We start from the raw sequence: 13,147 nt of genomic DNA on the forward strand, positions 1-13,147 counted from the left end.
CAGCCCCCAGGGACGGGTAGGGGCGGCGGGGGCGAAGAATCCTCAGTCCAGCAACCCGTACCGCATCGCACTCGTCACCGCCGCCGTCCGGTCGTCCACCCCCAACTTCCCGAACACCCGCAGCAGATGAGTCTTCACAGTCGACTCCCCGATGTACAACCGCCGCCCGATCTCCGCGTTGGTGCACCCCTCCGCCACCAACCGCAACACCGCGATCTCCCGCGCGGACAACCGCGGCCGCTCCGGCTTGGTCCGCAACTGGTCGACCAACCGCGCTGCCACCGAAGGCGCCAACACGGTCTCGCCCCGCGCGGCGGCCCGTACCGCGTTCGCCAGTTCGCCCCGCGGCAGATCCTTCAGCAAATAGCCGGCCGCCCCCGCCTCCACCGCCCGCAGGATGTCCCGGTCGGTCTCGTACGTCGTGAGGACGATCACCCGGCACGGCAGCCCGGCCGCGCTCATCCGCACGATGGAGTCGACGCCTCCGCCGCCCGGCATGCGCAGGTCCATCAGTACGATGTCGGGCCGGAGTTCAGCGGCCAGTGCCTCCGCCTGCGGTCCGCTGGACGCGTCGGCGACGACGTCGAGGTCCGGTTCGGCGCTGAGCATGGCGCGCAGGCCCTCGCGTACGACGGGGTGGTCGTCGGCCAGGACGATCCGGATCATCGGGGACTCCTCACGGGTGATACGGGCGATGTCGGCGACACCGGGAGCCGGACCGTCACCGTCGTTCCCGCACCCGGCGCGCTGCGCACCACCGCCGTCCCGCCCACCTCCGCCGCCCGGGTCCGCAGTCCCGCCAGACCGTAACCGCCGTACACCGCACCGGGATCGAACCCGCACCCGTCGTCCCGTACGGACACGGTCAGCGTCTCGTCGGCGTACGTCAGCGCGAGGCTCACCGTCGCCGAACTCCCCGCGTGTTTGCGGGCGTTGGCGAGGGCCTCCTGGCAGGAGCGCAGGGCCACCACCTCGGGCCCGGCGGGCAACGCGCGTACCGGGCCGCTGACTTGGAGTGTCGCGTCATGGCGGGCGGCGAGCCGGCGCAGCGCGTCCTGGAGCGAGGCGCCCTCCAGGTCGGCCGGTGTGCCGCCGGTGACCAGGGCGCGGGCCTCGGCGAGGTTCTGCCGGGCGGTCTCGTCCATCAGGGCGAGATGGCGGCGGGCCTGCGGGAGGTCGTCGTCCAGCTCGGCCTCCACCGCCTGGACCAGCATCAGCAGGCTGGTGAAGCCCTGGGCGAGGGTGTCGTGGATCTCGCGGGCCATGCGTTCCCGCTCGGCGAGGGCACCGTGGGCCGAGGACAGGCGGGAGACCTCGTGGCGGCTCGCGTCCAGTTCGGCGATCAACTCGGCGCGCTCCTGGCTCTGTTCGATGACGCGGATGATCCAGGTGCCCAGCGCCATCGAGAAGACCAGGGTCACCAGCGCGAACACCGAGTTGAAGAACACGTCCTGGGCGCTGGGCCACCACAGCAGCGCCCAGCCGATCACCGGCGCGATGTTGATCACGGTCACCGCGATCAGCGCCCAGCGCAGCCGCAGCACCATGAAGCACGGCGGGACCAGCGCGAAGCCCATCAGCCGGGTCTCGCCGACCAGCACCGCGGAGGGCAGGAACAGCGCCATCTGCGCCACGAGGTAGCCGATGGCCCGGTGCTCGTCCGGTGGATCGCCCTGGAGCACCGGGCGTCCCACCCAGACGTAGAGCGGGACGAGGGGGGCGAGCAGTCCGGCCGCCACCACCCGCACCGGCCACCCCGGCTCGTCCGTGCCGAGCACGAACACCAGGGTGGCCAGCCAGATCAGGGCGAAGTACGTGTCCCAGAGCCGGAAGGAGCGGTCCCAGGTGTACGAGCCCGACGGTCCGTGCGGGGAGGTCATCCGTCGCGCCGGTTCTTCCACCGGAAGGTCAGCAGGCACAGCAGCAATCCTCCGACGCACCACGCCCCGAGCACCAGCGCGATCTTCCCGAACTCCCAGCTCCCGGCCTGCTCCAGCACCTGCGCCGACGAGGGCAGGAACACCCCGCGCAGCCCCTGGCACATCCACTTCAGCGGGAACAGGGCCCCGATGTTGAGCATCCAGTCCGGGATCGTGTCGATGGAGATGTACACCCCGGAGATGAACTGCAGGACCAGGAAGGGCAGGACGACCACGGAGGTCGCGCTCTTGCCGGACTTCGGGACCGAGCTGACCGCGATGCCGAGCAGGGCACAGGCCGTCAGACCGAGCACGAAGATCCACCCGAAGTCCAGCCACTTCACCGCCGACGAGGGCAGATCCACGTCGTAGAGGGTGGTGCCGACCAGGAGCAGGATCGCCGTCTCCATCAGGCCGGTGACCAGAACCAGCCAGATCTTGCCGAGGAAGTACGCGGCCGGCGGCATCGGTGTTCCGCGCAGCCGGCGCAGCACCTTCTCGTCGCGTTCGATCGCGATCGAGATGCCGAGGGACTGGAAACTCGTCGACATGATGCCGGCGGCCATCATGGCCGGGACGTAGAGCTGGGAGGCGTTGACGCCCGCGCCCCGGACGTCGTCCTTGAAGATCGACGCGAACAGGAACAGGAAGACGACCGGGAAGGCGAAGGTGAACACCACCTGGTCGCGCTGGCGGAAGAACTGCTTGAGTTCCAGCACGCCTCGCTGGAGACCGAGCCCCCAGGCGCTGGGCAGCCGTTCCTGGGAGGCCCGTGTCCGGGTCCGTACGGCCGTCGTCGTCGTGCTCATCGGGCGTCCTCCTGTCCGGTCAGCCGGAGGTAGACGTCCTCCAGGGTGGGGCGGTTCACCAGCAGCCCGGGGATCTCGCCGTCGAAGCGATGCATGAGCTCGGCTACGACCTTGGTGGGAGTGTCGGTGTGCTCCGCGCGCGGGGTGCCGTCGGGCTCGGTCCACTCGACGGTGGCTCCGGTGCCGTGGCGCTCGCGCAGCGCGGCCGGTTCGCCCTCGGCTACCACGTGGCCCTTGGCGACGATGGCGAGGCGGTCGGCGAGGTTCTCCGCCTCCTCCAGGTAGTGCGTCGTGAGGAGGATGGTCGTGCCCTCGTCGGCGAGCTTGCGGATCAGGTCCCAGAACTGGCGCCGGGCCGCCGGGTCGAAACCGGTCGTCGGCTCGTCCAGGAGCAGGAGTTCCGGGCCGCCGATCACCCCCAGGGCCACGTCGAGACGCCGGCGCTGGCCGCCCGAGAGCGCCTTGATCCGGCTGTCCACCTTGGCTTCGAGCCCCACCAGGCCGATGACCTCCTCCGGGTCGCGCGGCCGGGGGTAGTAGCGGGCGAAATGCCGTACGGTCTCGCCGACCGTCAACTCCGCGGGTGCCGATTCGTCCTGCCAGACGATGCCGACCCGTGAACGCCACGCGCGTGTGCCCGTCGCCGGGTCCGACCCGAGCACCGACACCTCGCCGGCGTCCCGGCCGCGGTTGCCCTGGAGGATCTCGACCGTGGTGCTCTTGCCCGCCCCATTGGGTCCGAGCAGCCCGAACACCTCTCCCGTACGGATTTCGAGGTCGATTCCGTCCACGGCGGTCACGTCCCCGTACTGCTTGCGCAGCCCTCGCACATCCACTGCGAGTTCGTTCGCCTGTGTTGTCATGCCACGAGCATCGTCCGGAATCGAGCGCTCAGGGACGACCGTGCGTACTTCCTTATGTCCACCGAACGGTGGACAGGCGGGTGCGTGCGGCACAATGGCCCTGCCCGAAGAAGGTCCAACTCTCAAGTGACGGATCGGCGTGATGAGCAAGACGACAGTGAAGGACGTCTCCACCGACTCCGAGCCGGAGCACACGGCGGCGGAACCGCGCACGGTGGGCAGCAGCCGCGCCTTCGCCGTGCTGCTGGTGATCACCGGAGCGGCCGGACTGCTCGCCGCGTGGGTCATCACGATCGACAAGTTCAAGATCCTTGAGGGCAAGCTCGCGGGCAAGACGTTCACCCCGAGCTGCAGCATCAACCCGATCGTGTCCTGCGGCAGCGTCATGGAGAGCAAGCAGGCGGCCGCCTTCGGCTTCCCGAACCCGATGCTCGGCCTGGTCGCCTACGGCATCGTGATCTGCGTCGGCATCAGCCTGCTGACCCGGGTCCAGTTCCCCCGCTGGTACTGGCTGACCTTCAACGTCGGCACACTCTTCGGAGTGGCCTTCTGCACCTGGCTCCAGTTCCAGTCGCTGTACCGGATCAACGCGCTGTGCCTGTGGTGCTCACTGGCCTGGGTCGCCACGATCACCATGTTCTGGTACGTCACCTCGTTCAACATGCGCAACGACTTCCTGAAGGTCCCGCGCCCGGTCAAGAACTTCCTGACCGAGTTCACCTGGGTCCTCCCGGTCACCCACGTCGGCATCATCGCCATGCTGATCCTGACCCGCTGGGGCACCCAGCTCTGGGCGTAATCCCGCCCCGACTGGATTGTCAGTGCGGTGACATAGGGTTTTGGACGTGGAGCCCGACCTTTTCACCGCCGCAGCCGAAGAACGCCAGGAGAAGGACCCGTCCAGCAGTCCCCTGGCGGTACGGATGCGCCCGCGCACCCTCGACGAGGTCGTGGGCCAGCAGCATCTGCTGAAGCCCGGCTCCCCCCTGCGCCGACTGGTCGGCGAGGGGGCGGGCGGCCCGGCCGGAGCGTCCTCGGTGATTCTCTGGGGGCCGCCCGGCACCGGTAAGACGACCCTCGCGTACGTCGTCTCCAAGGCCACCGACAAGCGGTTCGTGGAGCTGTCCGCGATCACCGCGGGTGTCAAGGAGGTCCGTGCGGTCATCGAGGGCGCGCGTCGCGCCACCGGGGGCTTCGGCAAGGAGACCGTCCTCTTCCTCGACGAGATCCACCGCTTCAGCAAGGCCCAGCAGGACTCCCTGCTCCCGGCCGTGGAGAACCGCTGGATCACCCTGATCGCGGCGACCACGGAGAACCCGTACTTCTCGGTGATCTCCCCGCTCCTGTCCCGCTCCCTCCTCCTCACCCTCGAACCCCTCACGGACGACGACCTGCGCGCCCTGCTGCGCCGGGCACTGTCCGACGAGCGCGGGCTCAGGGGCGCGGTCACCCTCCCCGAGGACAGCGAGAACCACCTGCTGCGCATCGCCGGCGGCGACGCCCGCCGCGCGCTGACCGCCCTGGAGGCCGCGGCCGGGGCCGCCCTCGACAAGGGCGAGCCGGACATCACCCTCCAGACCCTGGAGGAGACGGTCGACCGGGCCGCCGTGACGTACGACCGTGACGGCGACCAGCACTACGACGTGGCCAGCGCCCTCATCAAGTCCATCCGGGGCTCGGACGTCGACGCGGCCCTGCACTACCTGGCCCGCATGATCGACGCCGGCGAGGACCCCCGCTTCATCGCCCGCCGCCTGATGATCTCCGCGAGCGAGGACATCGGCCTCGCCGATCCGAACGCGCTGCCGATCGCGGTCGCCGCCGCCCAGGCCGTGGCGATGATCGGCTTCCCGGAGGCCGCGCTCACCCTCAGCCACGCCACCATCGCCCTCGCTCTGGCGCCCAAGTCGAACGCGGCGACCACGGCGATCGGCGCCGCCATGGAGGACGTGCGCAAGGGGCACGCGGGCCCGGTGCCGATGCATCTGCGGGACGGGCACTACAAGGGCGCGGCCAAGCTCGGGCATGCCCAGGGGTACGTCTATCCGCACGATCTGCCCGAGGGGATCGCCGAGCAGCGGTACGCCCCGGAGGAACTGAAGGACCGCGAGTACTACGAGCCGACCCGGCACGGGGCCGAGGCGCGGTACGCGGACGCCGTGGAGTGGACCCGGAAACACCTTGGTCGTAAGCGGTCCTGAGCAGCCTGTAGAATCCCTCGCAGTGCTGTGTCCCGTGCTGTCAGAACGGGACGGTCAGCCGGAGCCAGTCGGAGAACCCAGTTTTCGGACCGGCTCCAGGAGCGTCGCGCACCGTTCGAATGGTGTCGCGGGCAGCCCACCACCATCCGTCGCAAGGCGGGACCGGTCGGTGGGCCACTCGCGTGCTGCACGTAGTGCCCAGATCAGGGGAGCGGCTGCCCACCACGGTCCCGCAAGGGACTCGGCGGGTCTCCCCGGCTGCGGATGCGACCTCTCTCACCACCCTGACAAGCCGATAACCAGGAAAGAGACATCGTGGCGAATCAGTCCCGCCCCAAGGTCAAGAAGTCGCGTGCCCTCGGCATCGCGTTGACCCCGAAGGCCGTCAAGTACTTCGAGGCCCGTCCCTACCCGCCGGGTGAGCACGGTCGTGGCCGCAAGCAGAACTCGGACTACAAGGTCCGTCTGCTGGAGAAGCAGCGTCTGCGCGCGCAGTACGACGTGTCCGAGCGCCAGCTCGTCCGCGCCTACGAGCGTGCCTCCAAGGTCCAGGGCAAGACCGGTGAGGCCCTGATCATCGAGCTGGAGCGTCGTCTCGACGCGCTGGTCCTTCGTTCGGGCATCGCCCGCACGATCTACCAGGCCCGCCAGATGGTCGTGCACGGCCACATCGAGGTCAACGGCCAGAAGGTCGACAAGCCGTCCTTCCGCGTCAAGCCCGAAGACGTCGTCATGGTCCGCGAGCGCAGCCGCGCCAAGACGCTGTTCGAGGTCTCCCGCGCCGGTGGCTTCGCCCCCGACGGCGAGATCCCGCGCTACCTCCAGGTGAACCTCGGCGCCCTGGCGTTCCGCCTGGACCGCGAGCCGAACCGCAAGGAGATCCCGGTGATCTGCGACGAGCAGCTCGTCGTCGAGTACTACGCCCGCTGATCACCTCACGGACGTAGCACCACCCGCATCACGTCAGCCCGCCGTCTCCCCGCCCTTCCGGGTGGGCGAGGCGGCGGGTTTTCGCATGTCCACGCCCAGGGGTGCATGCCGTACGGGCCCGCGTGGCAGCGGTACGGCGCCGAGGGGCCGTCGCTGTCCCAACGCCCGCGCCACGGTGGCCTCCTGGCCGAGCCGCGCTCCGTCCCGTACGCACTCCGCGTACCGCTCGTCGCCCAGCCGCTCGCGGGCCATCGCCTCGCACAACTCGTGCGGCGCGTTGTAGTACGCCGAACCGAACAGCGGCAGACCCACCGACGGCCACATCCCGCCCGCCGCGCCCTGCAACAGCGCGGCCTCGGCGACGTCGCCCTCCGACGCCGTGACGAGGGCCAGCAGTTCGACCGCGAGCACCGAGCCCAGCAGATCGCGGAAGCCGTGCGCGCTGCCCAGGCAGTCCGCCAACAGGTCGCGCGCGAGCGGGAGTTCGCCCTCGCTCCAGGCGACGTAGGCCAGGACGTACAGCGCGTACGCCCGGGTCCACCGCTCGCCGTGGTCCTCGCACACCCGCCGGACGTCCTCGCACAGCTTCACCGCGTCCGCCAGATCGCCCTGGAACGCCCGCGTCATCGCCAGCTCGACCTGGCCCATCAGCACATTGCTGTTCAGCTCGCCGATCTGCTGATAGCGGGCGAGCGCCGAGCGCAGCAGGGCCTCCGCGCGCGGCATGTCGTCCGTGACCAACGCCAGGCAGCCGGTGCGGTGTTCGGCGTACGCGACCGCCGTGAGGTTCGCCGCGTGGTCGGCCTCCTCGCGGCACTCCTGGAGCGCGGCCAGCGCGGGCACGGTGTCGCCCTGGAGGATCGCCACATAGCCGAGCACCCACAGGGCCTTGAGCCGCGACTGGTCGTTGGCCGTGTCCTCGGCGTCCAGCTGCACGGCCTGCTCCAGCCAGTGCCGGCCCTCCGCGAGGCGCCCGCAGCCCGCCCAGTAGAACCACAGGGAGCCCGCCAGGTACTGGCCCAGATGCGTCTCGTCCGGCTCGGTCAGGCAGTACTCCAGGGCGCCGCGCAGATTCGGCAGCTCCGCCTCCACGCGCGCGGCGACCTCACCCTGGCGCGGCGAGAACCAGTCCAGCTCGCACCAAGTGGCAAGCCCCAGATACCAGTCGCGGTGCCGGCGCCGCAGCCGGGCCGCGTCCCCGGCCGCCTCCAGCCAGTCGGCGCCGTAGGCCCGGATCGTGTCGAGCATCCGGTAGCGCACGCCCGTCGGTGTCTCCTCGCGGACGACCACGGACTGCGCGAGCAGTTCGGACAGCACGTCGAGGACGTCGTCCGAGTGCAGTCCGTCGCCGCCGCACACGTACTCGGCGGCCTCCAGGTCGAAGCGCCCGGCGAACACCGAGAGCCGCGCCCACAGCAACCGCTCCTCGGGCGTGCACAGTTCATGGCTCCAGCCGATCGCCGTCCGCAGCGTCTGATGCCGGGGCAACGCGTCCCGGCGCCCACCGGCCAGCAGCCGGAACCGGTCGTCGAACCGCGCCAGCAACTCCCCGGGAGACAAGGCCCGCAGCCGCCCCGCCGCCAGTTCGACGGCGAGCGGAATCCCGTCGAGCCGCCGGCACAACTCCCGTACGTCCGGATCGTCCTCCCCGAGGACGACTCCTTGCTGCGCGGCCCGGTCGGCGAACAGCTCCACCGCCTCGTCCTCGCCCAACGGCGCCACCGCGACGACCCGTTCACCCGCCAGCTCCAACGGCCGCCGCCCCACCGCGAGCACCCGCAACCCCGGCACCCGCCCGAGCAACTCGGCCACCAACGAGGCACACACCTCCACCAAATGCTCGAACCCGTCGAGCACCAACAGCAGTTGACGCTCCGCCAGATGCGCGAGCAACGCCTCGCGCGGTAACCGCGCGGTGTGATCCGTCAGTCCCAGCGCCTCTACGACGGCGAAGTCCACGAGTTCCGGGTCGCGCACCGGCGCCAGCTCCACCCGCCACACCCCGTCCGGGAGCGTGGACCGGGCCGCCGCGTGGGCCGCGAGCCGGGACTTGCCGACCCCGCCGGGCCCGGTCACCGTGACCAGGCGCGAGGCGTCGAGTGCCCGCGCCAGTTCGGTGAGTTCGGCCGAGCGGCCCACGAACCGGTCGGGTTCGAGGGGCAGATTGCCGTGCGCGGTGGCGCCGCCGCGATGGGAAGCTCGCATGGAACACGGAGCGTACTGAACCGTATTCAGTCCGTACAATCGCTTCGCGCAACTCCACCGTGCGCGGGGCGCCAATGCGGTACGGACCGCCGCCCCCGGCGCGATAGGCTCGGCAGGAGTCATCAACAGGTGTTCATGAGAGCGGGTGTCAGGTGTCCGGTGGAGAGGTGGCCGGGATCCTGGTGGCCGTCTTCTGGGCGATCCTGGTCTCGTTCCTCGCCGTCGCACTGGTGAGGCTGGCCCAGACGCTCAAGGCGACCACCAAGCTGGTCGCGGACGTGACCGACCAGGCCGTGCCGCTGCTGGCCGACGCCTCCTCGGCGGTGCGCTCCGCGCAGACCCAGATCGACCGGGTCGACGCGATCGCCTCCGACGTCCAGGAGGTCACCTCGAACGCCTCCGCACTGTCCACCACCGTCGCCTCCACCTTCGGCGGCCCCCTCGTGAAGGTCGCGGCCTTCGGCTACGGCGTCCGCCGGGCCCTGGGCGGCCGCCGCGAGGACGTGCCCGCGCCGTCCGGGGCGTCCCGTCGTACGGTGATCGTGGGCCGTACCGTCCCGGCCGGACGGCGGGGCAAGCGCACCCGGAAGAAGGACTGACCGAGCGATGTTCCGCCGTACGTTCTGGTTCGGCACGGGCGTAGCCGCCGGTGTCTGGGCGACCACCAAGGTCAATCGCAAGCTGAAGCAGCTGACCCCCGAGCACCTCGCCGCGGTCGCGGCCAACAAGGCGCTCGAAGCGGGCCACCGGCTCAAGGACAGCGCGGTGCACTTCGCGCTCGACGTCCGCGCGGGCATGGCCCAGCGCGAGGCCGAACTCGGCGACGCGCTGGGGATCAACGCCCCGGTCGACCCCGAACTCCCCGGCGCCCGGCAGTACATGGCCATCGAGAACCGCGACACCCCCAGCTCTGTCGAAAGAAGCGACAGGACGACGTACTCGTACAACCGGAATGAGGACCACTGATGGAGTCGGCTGAAATCCGCCGCCGCTGGCTGAGCTTCTACGAGGAGCGCGGCCACACTGTCGTTCCCTCGGCGTCGCTCATCGCGGACGACCCGACTCTGCTCCTGGTCCCCGCCGGCATGGTCCCCTTCAAGCCGTACTTCCTCGGCGAGGTCAAGCCGCCGTGGCCGCGCGCCACCAGCGTGCAGAAGTGCGTGCGCACGCCCGACATCGAAGAGGTCGGCAAGACCACCCGGCACGGCACGTTCTTCCAGATGTGCGGCAACTTCTCCTTCGGCGACTACTTCAAGGAAGGCGCCATCACCTACGCCTGGGAGCTGCTCACCTCGCCCCAGGACAAGGGTGGTTACGGCCTCGACCCCGAGCGGCTGTGGATCACGGTCTACCTTGACGACGACGAGGCCGAGACGATCTGGCGCGACAAGATCGGCGTCCCGTCCGAGCGCATCCAACGCCTCGGCAAGAAGGACAACTACTGGTCGATGGGCGTCCCCGGACCCTGCGGCCCGTGCTCCGAGATCAACTACGACCGCGGCCCCGAGTTCGGCGTCGAGGGCGGCCCGGCCGTCAACGACGAGCGGTACGTGGAGATCTGGAACCTGGTCTTCATGCAGTACGAGCGCGGCGAGGGCATCGGCAAGGAGGACTTCGAGATCCTCGGCGAGCTGCCCAGCAAGAACATCGACACGGGCCTCGGCCTGGAGCGCCTCGCGATGATCCTGCAGGGCGTGCAGAACATGTACGAGATCGACACCTCGATGGCCGTCATCAAGAAGGCCACCGAGCTGACCGGCGTCGAGTACGGCGCCGCGCACGACTCGGACGTCTCGCTGCGCGTGGTCACCGACCACATGCGTACGTCCGTGATGCTCATCGGCGACGGCGTGAGCCCCGGCAACGAGGGTCGCGGCTACGTCCTGCGCCGCATCATGCGCCGCGCCATCCGCAACATGCGCCTGCTCGGCGCGAGCGGCCTGGTCGTCAAGGAGCTCATCGACACGGTCATCGCGATGATGGGCCAGCAGTACCCGGAGCTGGTCACCGACCGCCGGCGGATCGAGACCGTGGCCCTCGCCGAGGAGGCCGCCTTCGTCAAGACGCTGAAGGCCGGCACCAACATCCTCGACACGGCCATCTCCGACACCAAGGAGTCCGGCGGCAAGGTCCTCGCCGGCGACAAGGCGTTCCTGCTCCACGACACCTGGGGCTTCCCGATCGACCTCACCCTCGAAATGGCCGCAGAACAGGGCCTTTCCGTGGACGAGGACGGCTTCCGGCGCCTGATGAAGCAGCAGCGCGACCAGGCCAAGGCCGATGCCCAGGCGAAGAAGACCGGGCACGCCGGCGTCGGCGCCTACCGCGAGATCGCGGACAAGGCCGGCGAGACCGACTTCATCGGCTACGCGGACACCCAGGGCGAGTCCACCATCGTCGGCATCCTCGTCGACGGCGTCTCCTCCCCGGCCGCGACCGAGGGCGACGAGGTCGAGATCGTCCTCGACCGCACCCCCTTCTATGCCGAGGGCGGCGGCCAGATCGGCGACACCGGCCGGATCAAGGTCGAGTCCGGTGCCGTGATCGAGATCCGCGACTGCCAGAAGCCGGTCCCGGGCGTCTACGTCCACAAGGGCGTCGTCCAGTACGGCGAGGTCACCGTCGGCGCCAAGGCCGAGGCCGCGATCGACATCCGCCGCCGTACCGCCATCGCCCGCGCCCACTCGGCCACCCACCTCACCCACCAGGCGCTGCGTGACGCGCTGGGTCCGACGGCCGCGCAGGCCGGTTCCGAGAACCAGCCGGGCCGCTTCCGCTTCGACTTCGGTTCGCCGTCCGCGGTTCCCACCGCCGTGATGACCGACGTCGAGCAGAAGATCAACGAGGTGCTCGCCCGCGACCTGGACGTGCACGCCGAGATCCTCAGCCTCGACGAGGCCAAGAAGCAGGGCGCCATCGCCGAGTTCGGCGAGAAGTACGGCGAGCGGGTCCGCGTCGTGACCATCGGCGACTTCTCCAAGGAGCTGTGCGGCGGCACCCACGTCCACAACACCTCCCAGCTCGGTCTGGTGAAGCTGCTCGGCGAGTCGTCGATCGGCTCCGGAGTCCGTCGTATCGAAGCGCTCGTCGGTGTCGACGCCTACAACTTCCTCGCCCGTGAGCACACGGTCGTCGCCCAGCTCCAGGAGCTGATCAAGGGGCGCCCGGAGGAACTTCCGGAGAAGGTCTCCGCCATGCTCGGCAAGCTGAAGGACGCCGAGAAGGAGATCGAGAAGTTCCGCGCCGAGAAGGTGCTCCAGGCCGCCGGCGGTCTCGTCGACTCCGCCAAGGACGTGCACGGGATCGCCGTCGTCACCGGGCAGGTCCCGGACGGCACGACCCCGGACGACCTGCGCAGGCTGGTTCTCGACGTGCGCGGCCGGATCCAGGGCGGACGGGCCGCCGTCGTAGCCCTGTTCACGGTCAACAACGGCAAGCCGCTCACCGTCATCGCCACCAACGAAGCCGCCCGCGAGCGCGGCCTCAAGGCCGGTGACCTGGTGCGCGCCGCCGCCAAGACCCTCGGCGGCGGCGGTGGCGGCAAGCCGGACGTGGCCCAGGGCGGTGGCCAGAACCCGGCCGCCGTCGGCGACGCCGTCGACGCCGTCGAGCGCCTTGTCGCCGACTCGGCCAAGTAAGAAACGGCCGAGAACATGCGCAGAGGACGTCGACTCGCGATCGACGTCGGGGACGCCCGGATCGGGGTCGCCTCGTGCGACCCCGACGGGATCCTCGCCACTCCCGTCGAGACGGTCCCCGGCCGCGACATCCCGGCGGCGCATCGCCGGCTGAAGCAGCTCGTCGAGGAGTACGAACCGATCGAAGTCGTCGTCGGCCTCCCACGCTCGCTCAAGGGCGGCGAGGGACCGGCCGCCGTGAAGGTCCGGGCCTTCGCCCAGGAGCTGGCCACGGGCATCGCCCCGGTACCGGTCAGACTGTTGGACGAACGGATGACCACGGTGACGGCCAGTCAGGGACTGCGCGCCTCCGGCGTCAAGTCCAAGAAGGGCCGCTCGGTCATCGACCAGGCGGCCGCGGTCATCATCCTCCAGCAGGCACTGGAATCCGAACGGGTGTCAGGTAAACCACCCGGCGAGGGCGTCGAAGTGGTCATCTGATCGCGATACGGTAACGTTCCGCGCGATGCGATGGTGTTCGAACAGCCATGGCACAGCAAGAGGCGGTACGGGAGCCGGAGACCCAAGCGCCGCGACCGCCGC

General features: G+C 69.9%; 12 protein-coding genes. 7 read left to right on the top strand and 5 right to left on the bottom strand.

All coding sequences use genetic code 11. The features are described 5' to 3' along the window. Positions 1-42 precede the first annotated feature (42 nt). Genes ACIRRY_RS42560 through ACIRRY_RS42575 form a run of 4 tightly spaced genes read right to left on the bottom strand, consistent with a single transcriptional unit; the run spans position 43 to position 3,591 of the window. Positions 43-666 (bottom strand): response regulator, encoded by a 624-nt coding sequence (locus ACIRRY_RS42560; RefSeq protein WP_403984153.1) that lies wholly within the window; start codon positions 664-666, stop codon positions 43-45. Further along, entirely contained in the window at positions 663-1,880 is a 1,218-nt protein-coding gene (locus ACIRRY_RS42565) for a sensor histidine kinase (RefSeq protein ID WP_403984155.1), read from the bottom strand. Before ACIRRY_RS42565 ends, ACIRRY_RS42560 begins: the two co-directional genes overlap by 4 nt. Beyond that, complete coding sequence (locus ACIRRY_RS42570; protein WP_403984157.1) at positions 1,877-2,728, bottom strand: ABC transporter permease; 852 nt, start codon at positions 2,726-2,728, stop codon at positions 1,877-1,879. Before ACIRRY_RS42570 ends, ACIRRY_RS42565 begins: the two co-directional genes overlap by 4 nt. Then, positions 2,725-3,591, bottom strand: a complete 867-nt coding sequence (locus ACIRRY_RS42575; RefSeq protein WP_403984159.1) for an ABC transporter ATP-binding protein — start codon at positions 3,589-3,591, stop codon at positions 2,725-2,727. The genes ACIRRY_RS42570 and ACIRRY_RS42575 overlap by 4 nt, the downstream gene beginning before the upstream one ends. A gap of 142 nt (positions 3,592-3,733) precedes the next feature. On the opposite strand from ACIRRY_RS42575, the gene ACIRRY_RS42580 reads away from it, so the two are divergent. The 3 genes from ACIRRY_RS42580 (at position 3,734) to rpsD (ending at position 6,722) form a co-directional block, all read left to right on the top strand. Continuing rightward, positions 3,734-4,390, top strand: a complete 657-nt coding sequence (locus tag ACIRRY_RS42580; protein WP_403984161.1) for a vitamin K epoxide reductase family protein — start codon at positions 3,734-3,736, stop codon at positions 4,388-4,390. A gap of 46 nt (positions 4,391-4,436) precedes the next feature. Then, on the top strand, positions 4,437-5,792 hold the full coding sequence (locus tag ACIRRY_RS42585; RefSeq protein ID WP_403984163.1) for a replication-associated recombination protein A: 1,356 nt from the start codon (positions 4,437-4,439) through the stop codon (positions 5,790-5,792). A gap of 315 nt (positions 5,793-6,107) precedes the next feature. Continuing rightward, entirely contained in the window at positions 6,108-6,722 is a 615-nt protein-coding gene (gene rpsD / locus ACIRRY_RS42590; protein WP_403984165.1) for a 30S ribosomal protein S4, read from the top strand. Positions 6,723-6,755: 33 nt separating this feature from the next. Here rpsD and ACIRRY_RS42595 read toward each other — a convergent pair whose 3' ends face one another. Then, positions 6,756-8,927 carry an ATP-binding protein gene (locus tag ACIRRY_RS42595; RefSeq protein ID WP_403984167.1) on the bottom strand — a complete coding sequence of 724 codons (2,172 nt, stop codon included), beginning with the start codon at positions 8,925-8,927 and terminating at the stop codon, positions 6,756-6,758. A gap of 152 nt (positions 8,928-9,079) precedes the next feature. Here ACIRRY_RS42595 and ACIRRY_RS42600 point away from each other — a divergent pair, with 152 nt between their 5' ends. Genes ACIRRY_RS42600 through ruvX form a run of 4 tightly spaced genes read left to right on the top strand, consistent with a single transcriptional unit; the run spans position 9,080 to position 13,045 of the window. Next, positions 9,080-9,526, top strand: coding sequence for a DUF948 domain-containing protein (locus ACIRRY_RS42600; protein ID WP_200686476.1), 447 nt, complete (start codon positions 9,080-9,082; stop codon positions 9,524-9,526). Between the two features lie 7 nt (positions 9,527-9,533). After that, entirely contained in the window at positions 9,534-9,893 is a 360-nt protein-coding gene (locus tag ACIRRY_RS42605; RefSeq protein WP_403984169.1) for a hypothetical protein, read from the top strand. Then, positions 9,893-12,565 carry an alanine--tRNA ligase gene (gene alaS, locus ACIRRY_RS42610; RefSeq protein WP_403984171.1) on the top strand — a complete coding sequence of 891 codons (2,673 nt, stop codon included), beginning with the start codon at positions 9,893-9,895 and terminating at the stop codon, positions 12,563-12,565. Before ACIRRY_RS42605 ends, alaS begins: the two co-directional genes overlap by 1 nt. Positions 12,566-12,580: 15 nt before the next feature. Continuing rightward, complete coding sequence (gene ruvX, locus ACIRRY_RS42615; RefSeq protein WP_403984173.1) at positions 12,581-13,045, top strand: Holliday junction resolvase RuvX; 465 nt, start codon at positions 12,581-12,583, stop codon at positions 13,043-13,045. The last annotated feature ends 102 nt before the right edge of the window (positions 13,046-13,147 follow it).

The sequence above is a fragment of the Streptomyces sp. NPDC101776 genome (genome assembly GCF_044766845.1).
Taxonomy (GTDB): Bacteria; Actinomycetota; Actinomycetes; order Streptomycetales; family Streptomycetaceae; genus Streptomyces.